This window comes from Nostoc sp. C117 (assembly GCF_043099735.1).
In the GTDB taxonomy this organism is placed as follows: Bacteria; Cyanobacteriota; Cyanobacteriia; order Cyanobacteriales; family Nostocaceae; genus Nostoc.
Genome location: NZ_CP170991.1, coordinates 2829833 through 2849084, shown reverse-complemented (window position 1 = coordinate 2849084; position 19252 = coordinate 2829833). Strand labels below are relative to the sequence as shown.

The window sequence follows — 19252 nt, the reverse complement described above, 5'->3', positions numbered from 1 at the left end:
TCAACCGTACTGACACGAATTACTGAAGTTGGTTGAAAAAATTAGCGATCGCCACGACAACATTACTAATAAAATATCTAAAATGCGAGAACTTTATCCCGCGATCGAGCCTTACCTAGAAGGTACTTTACAGGTTTCCGACCTCCATACCATTCATTTTGAAGAGTCAGGTAACCCCCAAGGTCAACCCATCGTTTTGCTGCATGGCGGACCTGGTGGAGGATGTCCACCTTTTTACCGTCAATATTTCCACCCAGAAAAATGGCGCTTGGTAATGTTCGATCAACGCGGTTGTGGTCAAAGTACCCCCCATGCTGAATTACGAGAAAACACCACTTGGGATTTAGTCAGCGATATCGAAAAACTCCGCCAACATTTAGGTATAGAAAAGTGGGCGGTTTTTGGTGGTAGTTGGGGTAGCACTTTATCATTAGCCTACAGTCAAACCCATCCCTCTCGCTGCACGGCGCTAATTCTTCGTGGTATCTTTCTGCTCAGACAAAAAGAGTTGCGATGGTTCTACCAAGAAGGCACTAGCTATATTTTTCCTGATGCTTGGGAAGAATACTTAAAACCAATTCCCATAGATGAGCGTCACGATCTGATCGCAGCATATTACAAACGCTTAACCAGTCCAGATTTAGAAATTCAATTAACAGCAGCGCGTGCTTGGTCAATTTGGGAAGCCAGTACAAGTAGACTTTTCTTCGATCCAGAACTTATGCAAAAGTTTGGCGAGAGTGAATTTGCCTCAGCTTTTGCTCGCATTGAATGCCATTACTTTATGAATAAAGGATTTTTTGAAACAGAAGATCAATTACTTTTAAATATTGACCGCATCCGCCATATCCCCGCTGTAATTGTTCAGGGACGCTATGATGTAGTCTGCCCAATGATATCAGCTTGGGAATTACATCGCGCTTGGCCAGAAGCCGAATTTATTGTCATTCCTGATGCTGGTCACTCGATGAGTGAACCAGGAATTCTTAGTACTTTAATTGAAGCAACAGATAAGTTTGCCAGCTGAAGGGATGTTTGAAAAGTCCTCTTCTTGGTAGCAAAACATTCTATATCCCCCTAAATCCCCCTTAATATACATTACACATATCTTTCTTTACAATCTTGAAACCCTGATTTTATAACTACCTTATACCAATTTAATCTGAAGTTGCAGATATCTCGATCCCCCTAAATCCCCCTTAAAAAGGGGGACTTTGATAGATGTTTTTCCGGTTCCCCCCTTAATAAGGGGGGCTAGGGGGGATCGAATTCTATGCAGCTTCATAAAGAATTGGTATTAGAGACTGATGGTTTAGGCATACTTGACAAATTTACGCTTAGTCTTATCGCCAAAACTGCGGTTGATTAAGAATAAAGAACGAATGAATCAGGGTTCTAAAAACGTAATTGAATACCTTTGGAAATCCCATAAATCACTATTCTTGCTCTCCCTGCCTCCCCTGCTGCTTCTTGAGCCGGAACTAAGGTCACACTTAACTAAACTTACAGCCATCAGATTGGAAATAAATCCACCTTTCCAAGTTTGGTTCATCCTATTACCTTCGCCTTTTTTAAACTGAAAACGAATCAAATCATCAGCATCTAGCGATGCACAAAGCAAGTACCTCTAAGTATCTGTGTTATTTAGTAGCGAATTACACAAAAAATACGGTTGCTAATTATTCTTCATTAACTGTTTTAAATATTTTTACTATCTGTTTAAATGTCTTAACTGTCTTAACTGTCTTAACTGTCTACTTAACTGTCTTAACTGTCTACTTAACTGTTTTAACTGTCCATTTAACTGTCTTAACTGCTATTGCATTTTATTGAGAAAACTGAGATTATTTGTTTATTGAATAATTACAAAAAACAATAAGTAAATAAAAATTGTAATTTTTAAATAAGACTAGTTTTAAATTAGACTAGATATATTTAACTGTAATTCAAGATGTATAACTAACAACATAAAAATTTGAGATTGATTGAAATGGACGAAATTGTTAAAAAACTTGCTGCTCTGGGTCTTCCTGGTGTAATCCTCGTGATTTTAACGGTTACATCAGGAGGTAGTTCTGCCGCCATTGCTGCTACTCTTACAGCATTAGGAGGACCGTTTGGTGTTGTTGGAGGTATAACTCTGCTTGGTCTAATAACAGTTGTAGGGGATGCTGTCGCAGGATATGGGCTTGAATCCATTGTTAAGGGTATTTATAAAGAACGTAGCAAAAACGAATCTGTTCAACTTCTCCTCAAAGAAATTAAAGATTTACCGATTACAGAGGAGCTAAAACTCAAACTGAGAAATGAACTTAGCCCAGAAAATTTTAGTGATACCCAAGAGCTTTAATTACGAAAATAGTTTAAGTTCTTGATAATTTATTTTGATGGCTATTTCTTAATTCATCTCAATTGAGTTTGAGAAAAATTATATTTACCTAATTTCATCCTCATAAGAAAAAAATTTATTTTCTCATAACACCTATATATTAGCGAGTACAAACAAGATAGCTAAATTCATCTAATTTGGGAAACTTTTTTGAGATAACAAAACTCTCTTAGCACATTATTTGTATTGTTATAACCAAAATTATCAGTATTTGAAGGAGTTCTAATGGATGGAATGATCAAAACAACTTATCCACTCTCTTCTGGTCAAGAAGCAATGTGGTTTATCTACCAAATTGCTCCAAAGAGTGTTGCTTATAATATATTTATTACCGTAAAAATTAATTCATATTTAAATATTGCTGCTGTCAATCGTGTATGGGAAAAAATTATTGAATATCATCCTATTCTCCGAACCACATATACCATTCATCAAGGCAAACCCGTTCAGCAAGTTAATCAACAAGATAAATTTAATCTTGAGGTAATAGATGCCAGCAATTGGAGTGAAGACCAATTAAAAGAGAAAATATTTTCTATAACTGACCGCCCTTTTAACTTAGAAAAAGATTCAGTTTTGAGGGTTAATTTATTTACTCGTTCACCAGAAGAAAACATTCTCTTGCTAACAATGCACCACATTGCAGGTGATATGTGGTCTTTTGATTTACTGCTGAGTGAATTTAAAACTTTGTATGTTAGTGAAATTGAGCAACGTAGTCAAAACTATACAGACATAGCAGATTCTTTTATCAAGCATAAATCTTATCTAGAATTTGTCCGCTGGCAGTCAGAAATACTCTCGAGTTCCAGGGGAGAAAAACTTTGGCAATACTGGCAACAAAAATTAGCTGGCGAATTGCCAATTTTGAATTTGCTCGCAGACAAACCCCGTCCCCTGGTAAAGACTTCTCAAGGAGCAACACATATTTTTAAGCTAGATGAACAGTTAATTCAAAAACTAAACCATATAGCTGTAGTCTCTAGAGCAAGCCTTTATCAGATTCTGCTAGCAGCATTTTACGTGCAACTTTACCGCTACACCAATCAAACAGACATCCTCATAGGAAGCCCAATGAGAGGTAGGTGGAGTAAAGAATTTAAAGAGATTGTCGGTTACTTCGTTAACCTGACAGTTTTACGAATTTCTGTACACAAAAATGCGACGTTCAAAGAATTTCTCACTCAAGTGAGCAGGATAGTTAGAGAAGCCCAAAAGCATCAAGATTATCCTTTTTCTCTATTAGCAGAACAACTCCAGCCACAACGAGATCCCAGTCGTTCTCCTTTATGTCAAGTTAGTTTTACTTGGCAAGCACACCGTTGGTGTGAAACAACAGAAAATTTATTGAACAGTCCACTGCTTAAGATGGAGCCATACTTGCTTGGACATCAACGGGGTGCAGACTTTGATCTGAATTTAATGGTGATGGAAGCTCAGGGAGTGTTGCAACTCTGCTGGCAATACAATACTGACTTGTTTGAGGCGACGACAATCACGCGTATGGCAGGGCATTTTGTGACCTTGCTTGAAGGTATTGTAGATAATCCTCAAGAGCAGATTTGGCAATTACCTCTGCTAACAGAACTTGAGCAACAACAGTTATTGGTTGAGTGGAATGATACAGGGGTAGATTATCTTCAAGATAAATGTATCCATCAGTTATTTGAGGAGCAAGTAGAGTGTACTCCCGATGCTGTAGCAGTTGTGTTTGAAAATCAACAACTGACTTACCAGCAGTTGAATTGTCGCGCTAACCAGTTAGCCTATTACTTGCAATCTTTGGGTGTGAGTGAAAATGTGCTAGTAGGTTTATGTATAGAGCGTTCTTTAGAAATGGTGGTGGGACTATTGGGGATTCTCAAAGCGGGTGGGGCTTATGTACCACTTGACCCTGAGTATCCTGCTGAACGTTTAAGCTTCATGCTCACAGACACTCAGGTAAAAGTGCTGTTGACTCAAGAGAAATTAGTAGAATCTCTTCCTCAACATCAAGCCTGTGTCGTATGCTTAGACACCCACTGGCAGATCATTAGCCAAGCAAATCAGGATAATCTCAATAGCACAGTCACTCCAGAAAACCTTTCTTATGTGATTTACACCTCCGGTTCTACAGGCACACCTAAAGGAGTTGCCGTTACTCATCAGGCCGTAAATCGACTGGTGTTAAATACCAACTATATACAGTTAACAGCTGATGAATGCGTTGCTCAAGCGGCAAATATTGCTTTTGATGCAGCCACCTTTGAGATTTGGGGAGCATTGCTTTCCGGAGCCAAGCTAGTCATTATCACTAAATCAGTATTGCTGATCCCGGAAGAATTTGCTGTCAATATCCGCCACCATCAAGTTAGTGTCTTATTTTTAACTACAGCTTTATTCAATCAGTTAGCTAGTGTTGTCCCGCAAGTATTTAGTTCTCTACGATATCTACTATTTGGTGGTGAAGCGGTTGATCCCAGATGGGTGCTTGAAGTACTAGATAACGGCGCTCCTCAACACTTGCTTCATGTCTATGGACCAACAGAGAACACGACGTTTTCTTCTTGGTATTTAGTAAAAGACTTAGCAACAACAGCGACAACTATTCCTATTGGTCGGGCGATCGCTAATACGCAAATCTACATCCTTGACCAAAACTTACAGCCTGTACCAGTAAGTGTACCAGGAGAACTGTACCTTGGTGGACCAGGATTAGCACAAGGCTACTTCAACCGCCCTGAATTGACAAAAGAGAAATTCATCCCCAACCCCTTTGACAAGTCAAAAGTCAAAGGTCAAAAGTCAAAATTATATAAGACGGGGGATTTGGCACGCTATTTACCAGATGGCAATATTGAATACTTAGACCGCATTGATAATCAGGTAAAAATACGTGGTTTCCGCATTGAGTTGAGCGAAATCGAAGCAGTCCTGAGCCAACATGGTGATGTGCAAGTATCTTGTGTCATTGTCCGGGAAGATACCCCTGGTGATAAACGTTTAGTCGCCTACGTGGTAGCACATCAGGATTGTAAACCCACAATCAGCGAACTGCGGCAATTCCTCAAAGCAAAACTCCCAGATTACATGGTGCCAAATGCAATAGTTATCTTGGAGTCACTGCCGCTTACTCCCAACGGCAAAGTAGACCGCCGTGCCTTACCCATACCGGATTTACACAGCGAACAACAAGATAAATTTGTTGCACCTCGTAATCCAATGCAAGAAATGCTGGCACTCCTTTGGACACAAGTGCTGAAAGTAGAGCTTTTAGGCATTCATGACAACTTCTTTGAACTTGGCGGACACTCGCTACTAGCAACACAATTGGTTTCACGCATCCGCAACATTTTTAAAGTGGAATTAGCATTACGTGAGTTGTTTGCAAGAGCGACAGTAGCCGAATTAGCACAATCAATTAGGCAGTTACAGCAACAAGACTTAGAACTCTCTGAACCACCTATCTTACCAAAGGTGAGAGATGCAGAATTACCACTGTCTTATGCTCAACAGCGTCTGTGGTTTTTAGATCAGTTAGAGCCGAACAGCGCCTTTTACAACATTCCTATGGCTTTGCGTCTAGTGGGAAATTTGAATCAGCCAGCCCTAGAACAAAGCTTACTAGAGATTATTCATCGCCACGAAGCCTTACGCACCAACTTTATTACAGTTGATGGAAAACCTTCTCAAATTATTCAAACACAAACGAATTGGACAGTTTCAGTTATTGACTTAAAGTATTTATCTACAACCGATCGAGAAATTACTAGCCAAGAATTAGCGCGACAACTAGTTATTGAGCCTTTTGACCTGGCAAACGGAGCATTAATCAGGACAACATTGCTAGTGCTATCAGAGACAGAACACATATTGTTAGTTTGTATGCATCATGTTGTCAGTGATGGCTGGTCAATGGGTGTGTTTGTTCAAGAACTAGCAGCGCTGTACGATGCTTATGCTCAAGCTCAACCATCACCTTTAACACCGCTACCGATTCAGTATGCAGATTTTGCTATCTGGCAAAGAGAGTGGTTGCAAGGAAATGTACTGCAAAACCAACTAACTTACTGGCAACAACAACTGGCAAACGCACCAGCTCTATTGTCGCTGCCCACAGATCGACCCAGACCTGCTGTGCAGACTTTTGCTGGTGCATATCAAAAGTTTGCCCTTTCTGCTGAACTCACTGGTAAGTTGACACAACTGAGTCAGCAACAAGGAGTTACCTTGTTCATGACACTGTTAGCAGCGTTTGATACCTTACTTTACCGTTACACGGGTGTGGCAGATATTTTGGTGGGTTCGCCAATTGCAAACCGCGATCGCAGTGAAATTGAAGGGTTAATTGGCTTTTTTGTCAATACTTTAGTCATGCGTACTGACTTAACAGGCAACCCCAGTTTTAGCGAATTATTGACTCGTGTCCGCGAAATAGCAATGTCAGCATACTCGCATCAGCATTTGCCTTTTGAAATGCTAGTGGAAGCATTGCAACCAGAGCGGGATCTTAGCCATACCCCGCTATTCCAGGTGATGTTTACACTTCAGAATGCGCCCATATCGACCGTGGAGTTAAATCAGTTAAGTGTCAGTTCAACGTTGATAGAAGGTACAACTGCCAAGTTTGATCTTACCTTGTCAATGGAAAATACTGCTGATGGACTGGTGGGTGTGTGGGAATATAGCACTGACTTGTTTGATACCAGCACAATTGAGCGAATGACGGGTCATTTTGTGACATTGCTCTCAGGTGTTGTTGCTAACCCACAACAGTCCATTTCTCAATTGCCCCTGTTGACAGAAGTTGAGCAACAACAGTTATTGGTTGAGTGGAACAATACTCAGGCGGATTATCCCCTGGATAAATGTCTCCATGAGTTGTTTGAGGAACAAGTAGCGCTTACACCCGATGCTGTAGCGGTGGTGTTTGTAGACGAGCGCAGCGAGGCTTCTCGGAGAGTAAACCAACAACTGACTTACCAGCAGTTGAATTGTCGCGCAAATGAGTTAGCACATTACTTGCAGTCTTTGGGAGTAGGAGCAGATGTGCTTGTTGGTATTTGTGTAGAGCGCTCCATAGAAATGGTTGTGGGATTACTGGGCATCCTCAAGGCGGGTGGGGCATACTTGCCACTTGACCCAGATTATCCACAAGACCGCTTGAGTTTTATGCTAGAAGATGCTCAAGTCAGAGTGCTACTGACACAACAGCAACTCAAAGAAAAGTTACCTCAGCATCAAGCGCAGGTTGTATGTTTAGATACTGATTGGGAGTTGATTTCTCAGTTCAGTCAGGAAAATCCAATTACTACCGTGCAAGCTAGTAACTTGGCTTATGTAATTTATACATCCGGTTCCACTGGCAAGCCCAAAGGAGCAATGAACACCCACTTGGGGATTTGCAATCGCCTGCTGTGGATGCAACAAGCTTATCAATTAACAGCAATAGATTGTATTTTACAGAAAACTCCTTTTAGCTTCGACGTTTCAGTTTGGGAGTTTTTGTGGCCATTAATCACTGGAGCGCGTTTAGTTGTGGCTAAACCAGGAGGGCATAAAGATAGTGCTTACTTGGTCAACCTAATCCAGGAACAGCAGGTTACTCATGTGCATTTTGTTCCTTCTATGCTCCAGGTTTTCTTAGAAGAACCAAGTCTCGAAAACTGCCATAGTTTGAAACGAGTTATTTGTAGTGGTGAAGCTTTACCTGTAGAACTTCAGGAACGCTTTTTTACTCGGTTAGAGTGTGAGTTGCACAATCTCTATGGCCCAACAGAAGCGGCAATTGATGTCACTTACTGGCAATGCTTTCCAAATGGCAATCTTAGGACAGTACCGATTGGTCGTGCGATCGCCAACACGCAAATTTACATTTTAGATGAATATCTGCAACTAGTCCCCATCGGTGTACCAGGTGAATTGCATATTGGTGGTGCAGGATTAGCACGAGGCTACCTTAATCGTCCAGAGTTGACAAAAGAAAAATTCATTTCCAACCCCTTTGACAATTCAAAATTATATAAAACTGGAGATTTAGCACGTTATTTACCTGATGGCACAATTGAATACATCGGACGAATTGATAACCAAATAAAAATACGTGGTTTCCGCATCGAATTGGGAGAAATTGAGGTATTACTGAACCAATATGAGGAGGTGCAGGCATCTTGTGTTATTGCTTGCGAAGGTATGACGGGGGATAAACGCTTAGTCGCCTATATAGTGCCGCATCAGCACTCTAAACCCACAATTAATGAACTGCGGCAATTCCTGAAAGCAAAGCTACCAGACTACATGGTGCCAAGTGCTTTTGTAATATTGGAATCAATGCCACTCACCTCTAACGGCAAAGTTGACCGTCGCGCTTTACCCACACCAGATTTATACAGCGAAATCAAAGATAAATATGTAGCCCCACGTACTCCAATTGAAGAAATACTGGCGCAAGCTTGGTCACAAGTGCTGCAACTGCCACAGGTAGGCATACATGATAACTTCTTTGAACTTGGTGGACACTCACTATTAGCAACACAATTGGTTTCACGCATCCGCAACATTTTCAAAGTGGAACTACCATTGCGAGAGTTGTTTGCAAGAGCCACACTAGCCGAATTAGCAAAAGAAATTGAACAATTACAGCAACAAGATTTAGAACTGTCTGCACCGCCTATCTTACCAAGGACAGAGAATGCACAATTAGCACTGTCTTATGCTCAACAGCGTCTGTGGTTTTTAGACCAATTCGAGCCAAACAGTCCTTTCTACAATATGTCCATAGCCTTGCGTTTAGTAGGAACTGTGGAAGTTGCCGCATTAGAACAAAGCTTCCAAGAAATTATTCATCGCCACGAAGCGTTACGTACTAATTTCATTACGGTTGATGGACAGGCAACACAAATCATTCAAACAGAAACGAATTGGACAGTTTCAGTTGTTGATTTGAAGCATTTATTGACAAATAAGCAAGAAATAGCTTCACAGCAATTAGTGCAACAACAAGCACTTCTTCCCTTTGAGTTGGCAACACAAGCATTAGTGAGAGCGACATTAGTAGTGCTATCGGAGACAGAACACATACTGTTAATGTGTATACACCACATAGTCTCAGATGGCTGGTCAATCGGTTTGTTTCTCCAAGAACTAGCAGCACTTTACAATGCTTATTCTCAAGGTAAAAGCTCTACCTTAGCGCCACTGCCGATTCAATATGCAGATTTTGCACTGTGGCAAAGACAGTGGTTGCAAGGAGAAGTACTACAGAGGCAATTGAGTTATTGGCAACAAAAATTGGCTTCGGCACCAGCCTTATTGTCGCTACCCACAGACCGACCTAGACCATCTGTGCAAACTTACCAAGGGACACATCAAGAGTTTGCACTTTCTGAAAAACTAACTAGTAAGCTGGCAAAACTCAGCCAAGAGCAAGGGGTGACTCTGTTCATGACGCTGTTGGCAGCGTTTGATACGCTGCTTTATCGCTACACAGGTACAGAAGACATTCTGGTGGGTTCGCCAATTGCTAACCGCGATCGCAGTGAAATTGAAGGGTTAATTGGCTTTTTTGTCAATACTTTAGTCATGCGTTCTAACTTGGCAGGCAACCCCAGTTTTAGCCAATTACTAACTCGTGTTCGCGAAATGGCAATGGAGGCGTACTCTCATCAGCATTTGCCTTTTGAAATGCTGGTAGAAGTATTGCAGCCAGAACGGGATCTTAGCCATACACCACTGTTTCAAGTAATGTTTGTCCTCCAGAATGCGCCGACATCTGGATTAGAACTGACTGGGTTAACTATCAGTTCATTGCCAATAAAAGGTACAACTTCAAGGTTTGATTTAACCTTAATAATGCAGAACTCTCCTACTGGTCTGGTAGGGGTGTGGGAGTACAACACTGATTTGTTTGATGCTAGTACCATTGAGCGAATGACTGGTCATTTTGTGACATTGCTTGAAGGTATTATTGCTAACCCAGAGGAGCGAATTTCCCAATTACCACTGCTGACACAACCGGAACAACAAAAGTTACTTGTCGAGTGGAACGATACAGGTGTGGATTATCCACAAGATTTGTGCATTTATCAGTTGTTTGAGTCGCAGGTAGATAGTACACCCGATGCTGTGGCAGTTGTATATGAAAATCAACAACTGACTTACTATGAATTAAACTACCGCGCTAACCAGTTGGCGAACTACTTGCGGTCTTTGGGTGTAGGATCTGATGCTCTGATTGGTTTATGTGTAAAGCGTTCTTTAGAGATGGTCATAGGATTACTGGGGATTCTCAAAGCTGGTGCTGCTTATGTGCCACTTGACCCAGAATATCCGACTGAGCGTTTGAGTTTTATTTTAGAAGATGCTCAAGTTTCAGTATTGCTAACCCAACAGTCAATTCTTGACAGATTACCCCAGCATAAAGCACAGCTTGTTTGTTTGGATACTGACGCTCAACTGATTTCCCAGTGCAGTCAGGACAATCTCATCTCCGACGTACAAGCAAATAACTTAGCTTATATAATCTATACCTCTGGTTCTACAGGTCAACCTAAGGGTATAGCGATGAATCAGCTTGCCCTTGGCAATCTGATCTTGTGGCATCGGGAAAATCTCAAAATTCCTCGTGGAGCAAAAACCCTACAATTTGCTTCGATTAGCTTTGACGTCTCCTTCCAAGAAATCTTCACTACCTGGTGTTCTGGAGGCACATTGTTCTTAATTACGGAGGAATTACGCCGAGATACCTCAGCTTTGTTAGGTTTTCTCCAACAAAAAGCTGTTGAGAGACTGTTTGTTCCCTTTGTTGCCTTACAACAACTAGCTGAAGTCGCTGTTGGTAGTGAATTAGTTAATAGTCATTTGCGAGAAATCGTTACTGCTGGGGAACAGTTGCAGATTACTCCCGCGATTTCTCAATGGTTAAGCAAACTAACTGATTGTACTTTGCACAATCACTATGGGCCATCAGAAAGCCATTTAGCTACCAGTTTTACTCTGACTAATTCAGTAGAGACTTGGCCGCTACTTCCTCCCGTTGGTCGTCCCATTGCAAACGCGCAAATTTACATTTTAGATAAGTATCTACAGCCTGTACCCGTTGGTGTACCAGGAGAATTGTACATTGCTGGTGTCCTTTTATCGCAAGGCTACTTCAACCGACCAGAGTTAACACAAGAAAAATTCATCCCTAATCCTTTCGCTCTAAGCAAGGGAGCAGAAATTCATTCCAATTCCCGCCTTTACAAAACAGGGGACTTAGCACGCTATTTAAGTGATGGCAATATTGAATACTTGGGGCGTATTGACAATCAGGTGAAAATTCGGGGTTTCCGCATCGAGTTGGGAGAAATTGAAGCAGTACTGAGCCAACTTGATGTGCAAGCATCTTGTGCAATCGCCCGTGAAGACATTCCTGGCAACAAACGCTTAGTCGCTTACATTGTGCCTCAAAAAGACCAGAAGCTCACAGTCAGCTTTGTGCGTAGCTTCCTGAAGTCAAAGTTACCAGAATATATGGTGCCGAGTGCGATCGTTATCTTAGAAGCTTTACCGCTTACCCCCAACGGTAAACTAGACCGTCGCGCTTTACCCGCACCTGATTTTCACAGCCAATTTTTTGACAAATATGTTGCCCCACGTAACCCAATCGAAGAAATTCTGTCACTAATTTGGGCGCAAGTTCTGAAAGTAGAGCAAGTGGGTATACATGATAACTTCTTTGAACTTGGAGGACACTCGTTACTAGCAACGCAACTCATCTCCCGCGTGCGTACCAGCTTGAAAGTAGAATTACCATTGCGTAGCTTATTTGCTGCACCAACCGTTGCTGAATTATCCCAAAGCATTCAACAGTTGCAGCAACAAGATTTAGAACTAATAGCATCACCCATTTTACCAAGGACAGAGAATGCAGAATTACCACTGTCTTATGCCCAAACACGGCTATGGTTTTTAGACAAGTTAAACCCAAACAGCGCCTTCTACAACTTCCCCATAGCTTTGCGTTTAGTCGGAACTCTCAATCGAACTGCCTTAGAACAAAGCTTACAAGAAATTGTTCATCGCCACGAAGCCTTACGCACCAACTTTGTCGTCGTTGATGGAAAACCTTCTCAAATTATTCAAACACAAATAAATTGCCCACTCTCAGTTGTTGACTTCAAGCATTTATCTCCAACCGAGGAAGAAATAGCTTTACAGCAATTAGCGCAACAGCCTTTTGACTTAGCAAATGAAGCATTACTTAGGGCAACATTAGTAGTGCTGTCCCAGACAGAACACACCTTATTAGTCTGTATGCATCACATAGTTAGCGATGGCTGGTCAATGGGTGTGTTTGTTCAAGAGCTAGCAGCGTTGTACAATGCTTATTCTCAAGGTGAGCCGTCACCTTTAATACCACTGCCGATACAGTACGCAGATTTTGCAATTTGGCAGCGAAACTGGTTGCAAGGAGATGTCTTACAAAGTCAATTGAGTTACTGGCAACAACAACTGGCAAACGCACCAGCTTTGTTGTCACTACCCACTGACCGACCTAGACCATCTATGCAGACTTTTGCAGGAGCATATCAACAGTTTGCGCTCTCAAAGGAATTAACTGATAAACTCACGCAACTAAGCCAGCAACAAGGAGTTACTTTGTTCATGACGCTGTTAGCAGCGTTTGATACCTTACTTTACCGCTACACAGGTACAGAAGACATTTTGGTGGGTTCGCCAATTGCTAACCGCGATCGCAGTGAGATAGAAGGGTTAATTGGCTTTTTTCTCAACACTTTAGTCATGCGTACCAATTTGGCAGGTAATCCTAGCTTTAGCGAATTACTAGGTCGTGTTCGTGAAATGGCGATGGATGCATACTCTCATCAGAATTTGCCTTTTGAAATGCTAGTGGAAGCATTGCAGCCAGAACGGGATCTCAGTCATACACCACTGTTCCAAGTGATGTTTGTCCTTCAAAATGCTCCCATATCTCAACAATTGGAGTTAAGTGGATTAACTATTAGTCCACTAGTGGTAAAAAATACAACTACCAAGTTTGATCTGACTTTAGGAATGGAGAACACTGCCAATGGACTAGTTGGGATGTGGGAATACAACACTGATTTGTTTGATGCCTCCACCATTGAGCGAATGACGGGTCATTTTCTGACATTACTTGAAGGTATTATTGCTAACCCAGAAGAACGAATTTCTCAACTGTCACTGTTAACAGAAGTTGAGCAACATCAACTTTTAATAGAGTGGAATAATACTCAGGTAGATTATCCACTAGATAAATGTATTCATCAGTTGTTTGAAGAGCAGTGTTTGAGTACACCTGATGCTGTGGCAGTTGTGTTTGAAGATCAACAACTCACCTACCACGAGTTGAATAGTCGTGCTAACCAGTTGGCGCACTACCTCAAGTCTTTGGGAGTGTCCACAGATATGCTGGTGGGTATTTGTGTGGAACGCTCAATAGAAATGGTGGTGGGACTGCTAGGTATTCTTAAGGCGGGTGGCGCATACCTGCCGCTTGACCCTGAGTATCCGACTGAGCGTTTGCACTTTATGCTAGAAGATGCTCAAGTTTCGGTGTTGCTGACTCAGCAGAAACTCCTTGATAGACTGACGCAACATCAAGCAAAACTAGTTTGTTTGGATACTGACTGGCAGCTTATTTCTCAGTCAAGTCAGGATAATCTCATCACTGAGACACAAGCAACTAATTTGGCTTACGTGATTTATACCTCCGGTTCTACAGGTCAACCCAAGGGAGTGCTGATTGCCCATCAAGGATTATTAAATTTGGTATTCTGGCATCAACGTACTTTTAAAATCACGACCTTAGACAAAGCTACTCAGCTAGCAGGAACAGCATTTGATGCTGCTGTATGGGAGTTGTGGCCTTACCTGACCGCAGGAGCAAGTATTTACTTAGTCAAATCTGAGTTCCTTAGTTCGTTAGTGAAGCTACGAGACTGGTTGATTTCCAAGAAGATTACTATCAGTTTTCTGCCAACACCATTAGCACAGGAATTGTTGTCTTTGGAATGGCCAACTGAAAATTTGGCTTTGCGTTCCATACTGACTGGAGGAGATAAGCTTCATCAGTATCCATCACATTTAATCCCCTTCCAACTAGTGAATAATTATGGCCCAACTGAGAATACTGTTGTTACAACTTCTGGGCTGGTAGTTGCCAAGGAGCAAGATCAGATATCACCGAGTATTGGGCGAGCGATCGCCAACACTCAAATCTATATTCTAGATAGTAATCTGCAACCAGTTCCCATTGGTATCCCAGGAGAGTTACATATTGCTGGTGTCGGGTTAGCAAAAGGCTATCTCAACCGTCCCGATCTGACAACCGAGAAATTTATCCCCAATCCGTTTGACGAGGGAGTAAGTAAATTATATAAAACTGGGGATTTGGCACGTTATCTACCCGATGGCAACATTGAATACCTGGGACGCATTGACAATCAAGTAAAAATTCGGGGCTTCCGCATCGAGTTGGCAGAAATTGAAGCATTACTGGGACAACATGATGATGTGCAGATATGTTGTGTCATTGCTCATGAAGAAACTTCAGGTAATAAGCGCTTAGTCGCCTACGTAGTGCCACATTTACAGATGACACCCACAACGGACGAACTGCGTCAGTTTCTTGCCGATAAGGTGCCTGGGTATATGGTGCCAAGTGTTTTTGTGATACTGGAGTCCTTACCTCTGACACCCAACGGCAAAGTAGACCGTCGCGCTTTACCTGCTCCAGATTTACAACAGGAACTATCAAATTATGTAATGCCAAATACTGAAGTGGAAAGAATCATTGCTGGCATTTGGCAAAAAACACTGGAAGTAGAAAAGGTGGGAATTTACAATAATTTCTTTGAATTAGGAGGTCATTCGTTACTACTGGTACGAATTAATCAGCAATTGCAGGAAAAATTTGGTTTGGAAGTGTCAATAGTTGATATGTTTAATTACCCAACTATACATAGATTAAGCCAACACTTAAGTACTAAACTTAATAAAGAAGATACATTAAAACAAAATAATTCTCGCCCTCAATCTCCAAGTGAAATTAAAGCTCTCAGAAACCAACAATTACAGCTTAGACAGCAGTATCTTTCTCAAAGGAAGGGTAAAAATTTATGATAAATCCCGTTAACATTAATGATTTAAATAATTCTGAAATAGCAATAATTTCTCTTGCTGGTCGGTTCCCAGAAGCCAAAGATATTGACTCTTTTTGGCAAAATTTGCGTGATGGCGTAGAATCTATCTCCAGGTTGACGGATGAAGAGTTGATAATTTCTGGCGTTTCTCTAGATTTACTGAATAATCCTAATTATGTAAAAGCTAGCGCTGTTTTATCAGACATTGAAATGTTTGATGCTAATTTTTTCGCTTATAGCGCGAAAGAAGCTGAGTTAATAGATCCCCAACAACGCTTATTTTTAGAATTGGCGTGGGAGGCAATAGAAAAGGCTGGTTATGATCCGCATACCTATAATGGGTTAATAGGGGTTTATGCTGGTGTGGGAATGAACAGGTATCTTGTCAACAATCTCTACCCTCATCATCAATTATTAGAGACAGTTGACCCACTGCAATTAATCATCTCCAACGATAAAGATTTCTTGCCAACACGAGTTGCATATAAACTTAACTTGACTGGGACAGCAGTGAATGTACAAACAGCCTGTTCTACTTCTTTGGTTGCTGTTCACTTAGCTTGCCAAAGTCTATTAAATTATGAATGTGATATGGCTTTAGCTGGTGGAGTTACTCTCAGCATTCCTCAAAAAATAGGTTATTTGCATCAAGAGGGAATGATTCTTTCTCCTGATGGACACTGCCGTGCTTTTGATGCTAAGGCTCAAGGAACAATTGCTAGTAGCGGTGCTGGGATTGTGGTATTGAAAAGATTAAAGGATGCGATCGCAGACCGCGACCACATCCATGCAATCATTAAAGGTTCGGCAATTAATAATGATGGTGCAATGAAAGTGGGCTTCACTGCTCCTAGTGTTAGCGGTCAAGCAGCAGTGATTGGCGAGGCTCAAGCTATAGCTGGTGTAGATGCCGAAACAATTTCCTACATCGAAGCTCATGGTACTGCTACACCTTTAGGAGACCCAATAGAAATTGCCGCTTTAACTCAAGCTTTTAGTCAAAGTACTGATAAAAAAGGTTTTTGCGCTATTGGTTCGTTAAAAACCAACTTAGGACATTTAGATACAGCAGCAGGTGTGGCAGGTTTGATTAAAACTGTATTAGCACTGCAAAATAAAATGCTGCCTCCGAGTTTGCACTTCGAGACACCAAATCCCAAAATTGATTTTGCCAACAGTCCTTTTTACGTCAATACAACCCTGACTGAATGGAAAACAAATAACACCCCTCGCCGTGCTGGAGTTAGTTCTTTTGGTATCGGGGGTACTAATGCTCATGTAATTTTAGAAGAAGCACCAGTACAAGTCAAAAGTCAAAAGTCAAAAATTAAAAGTAAATATTTTCTGTTGTGTCTGTCGGCTAAAACTGCGAGTGCGCTTGAGCAAGCAACAGCTAATTTAATCGCGCATTTAAAACAGCATCCAGAACTTAATTTAGGCGATGTAGCTTATACCCTCAATAGTGGTCGGCGGGGTTTTAATTACCGACGGATGTTGATTTGTCAAGACTTAGAAGATGCTGTCAAAAGTCTTGGTAGTTTAGAGGCACAACAAGTTTCTACCAATTATACAGAGATTACAGAACGGTCTGTTGTCTTTATGTTTCCCGGTCAAGGTTCTCAGTATGTGAACATGGCGCGAGAAATTTATGAAACTGAGACAGTATTTAAAGAACAAGTTGATTATTGCTCAGAAATTCTTAAACCCTTACTAGGGCTAGATTTACGTCACATACTTTATCCCAGTGAGGAAACGATTGATGAAGCATCAAAGCAACTTCAACAAACAGCCGTTGCTCAACCTGCTATTTTTGTAATTGAGTACGCTCTAGCTAAATTATGGCAGTCTTATGGAGTGGAGCCACAAGCTGCGATCGGTCACAGTATTGGCGAGTATGTAGCAGCAACTCTCGCAGAAGTTTTTTCCCTAGAAGATGCCTTATCTCTGGTAGCAGCACGCGGACAGATGATGCAGCAATTGCCTACTGGAGCCATGCTTTCAATTCCACTACCCGCAGACAAGATAAAATCCCTACTAGGGCCAGAACTTTCTGTTGCAGCGATTAATCAACCCTCCCAGTGTGTAGTTTCCGGTTCCACAGCAGCAGTAGATACACTACAAAATCAGCTTGCTGCTCAAGGGATTGAATGTCGCCAACTGCATACTTCCCATGCCTTCCATTCGCAAATGATGGAACCAATCTTAAAGGCATTTGCAGAACGAGTCAAAAAAGTTACTTTAAATCCCCCAAAACTTCCTTATATTTCCAACCTGACTGGTAATTGGATTACAGTTACCCAAGCCACAAATCCCGACTACTATGCTCAACATCTGCGTTCCACAGTGCTGTTTGCCCAAGGTGTCGAGAAATTATTAGCAACACCTGAGCAAGTCTTACTAGAAGTGGGGCCAGGACATACACTAACGACATTAGTCAAAAGACATCCAGACAAAGCAGCTGCACAAACGGTGTTGACTTCGATACGTCATCCTCAAGAAAAACAATCTGATAATCATGTTTTATTGACTACATTAGGTCAACTCTGGCTGGCTGGAGTCAATATAGATTGGTTTGGATTCTATAGTCACCAGGAGCATTACCGCCTTCCCTTACCGACTTATCCCTTTGAGCGCCAACGTTATTGGATTGACCCGCCACAAAAAACAGCTTGGGGACAGTTGCAAGCATTACCCACACCATCACAATTATGGACATCGCTTGTACAAGGAGGTCAAAATCAAGCAAATACTAGAAATGCAAAACTCAACGAGTTAACATATCAGGAAAACATACAGTGGTTGAATCGTTTATGTACAGCCTACATCAACTCTGCATTCAGACAATTAGGGGCTTTTAGCAATGCCGAAGAAAAGTATTCTTTGGAGAATTTGTTGGTGCAATCCCATATTGCTCCTCGCTATCAGCAATTGTTTTCTAGATGGTTGCAAATATTAGTTGAGCAAGGACAATTACAAGAACAGGAGGGGTTATTTACTGGGCTACTGCCATGTTCACAAGATTATATTAACGAATATTTAGAAGAAGTTAGAGCGAGGTTTGCTACTTCATCTTTAGTAGATTTAGATTTAGTGCAACGCTGTGGTGAAAATTTAGCTGCTATTGTTGTTGAACAAGAACCCTTAGAAATTTTCAATGAAATGGTTTACCAAAAAGAAAACAAGGGTTCATATTCAGAATCTCCCTTAAATACTTACTATAACTCTATTTTGCACTCAAGTTTGGAACAGGTGATCAAATTATTGCCATTGCCTCAAGCTTCTGCATCAGACGCATTTAGCATAAAATCTAGGCTAGAACAGAATAACCATAAATCAGAGATTTCATTACAAAGAAAGCCGGATATTTTTCATCCAGAAAAATTATCTACACTTCACTCAAGACCTGATTTGCCTAATTCTTATCTAGCTCCCCGTAATGAGATTGAGCAAAAAATTGCCGATATATGGGAAGAATTATTGGGAATTAAACAGGTGGGAATCCATGACAACTTTTTTAAATTAGGAGGAGATTCTTTAATAGCCGTTCAAGTTTTATCACGAATACGAAATGCTTTTTATATCCGATTATCTGTAGCAAATTTATTTGAGTCACCCACAATAGCTGAAATAGCACCAAAGCTAGAAAAACAAATAGATCCAGATACAAGCTTTGGCGCAGGTGAGAGAGAAGAAATAACAATTTGAGTAACAAATA

The 19252-nt window shown here is 41.2% G+C and carries 4 protein-coding genes; all 4 read left to right on the top strand.

The window, feature by feature from the left end; translation table 11 throughout:
• Nucleotides 1-82 precede the first annotated feature (82 nt).
• The 4 genes from pip to ACFG4S_RS12640 all read left to right on the top strand — a co-directional run bounded on the left by pip (nt 83) and on the right by ACFG4S_RS12640 (nt 19242).
• Nucleotides 83-1027 carry a prolyl aminopeptidase gene (gene pip, locus ACFG4S_RS12655; protein WP_392535968.1) on the top strand — a complete coding sequence of 315 codons (945 nt, stop codon included), beginning with the start codon at nt 83-85 and terminating at the stop codon, nt 1025-1027.
• Nucleotides 1028-1990: 963 nt separating this feature from the next.
• Nucleotides 1991-2350: a hypothetical protein gene (locus ACFG4S_RS12650; protein ID WP_392535135.1), complete on the top strand. Its 360-nt coding sequence runs from the start codon at nt 1991-1993 to the stop codon at nt 2348-2350.
• A 264-nt stretch (nt 2351-2614) separates the two neighbouring features.
• Entirely contained in the window at nt 2615-15517 is a 12903-nt protein-coding gene (locus ACFG4S_RS12645; RefSeq protein ID WP_392535134.1) for a non-ribosomal peptide synthase/polyketide synthase, read from the top strand.
• The gene (locus ACFG4S_RS12640) at nt 15514-19242 is read left to right on the top strand and encodes a beta-ketoacyl synthase N-terminal-like domain-containing protein (protein WP_392535133.1); all 3729 of its coding nucleotides are present in this window, start codon (nt 15514-15516) and stop codon (nt 19240-19242) included. The genes ACFG4S_RS12645 and ACFG4S_RS12640 overlap by 4 nt, the downstream gene beginning before the upstream one ends.
• Nucleotides 19243-19252: the final 10 nt, after the last annotated feature.

What these genes read in the sequence shown, in the direction of transcription:
- ACFG4S_RS12650 (WP_392535135.1), top strand. Translation starts at nt 1,991, where the DNA reads ATGGACGAAATTGTTAAAAAACTTGCTGCTCTGGGTCTTCCTGGTGTA.
- pip (WP_392535968.1), top strand. Translation starts at nt 83, where the DNA reads ATGCGAGAACTTTATCCCGCGATCGAGCCTTACCTAGAAGGTACTTTA.
- ACFG4S_RS12640 (WP_392535133.1), top strand. Translation starts at nt 15,514, where the DNA reads ATGATAAATCCCGTTAACATTAATGATTTAAATAATTCTGAAATAGCA.
- ACFG4S_RS12645 (WP_392535134.1), top strand. Translation starts at nt 2,615, where the DNA reads ATGGATGGAATGATCAAAACAACTTATCCACTCTCTTCTGGTCAAGAA.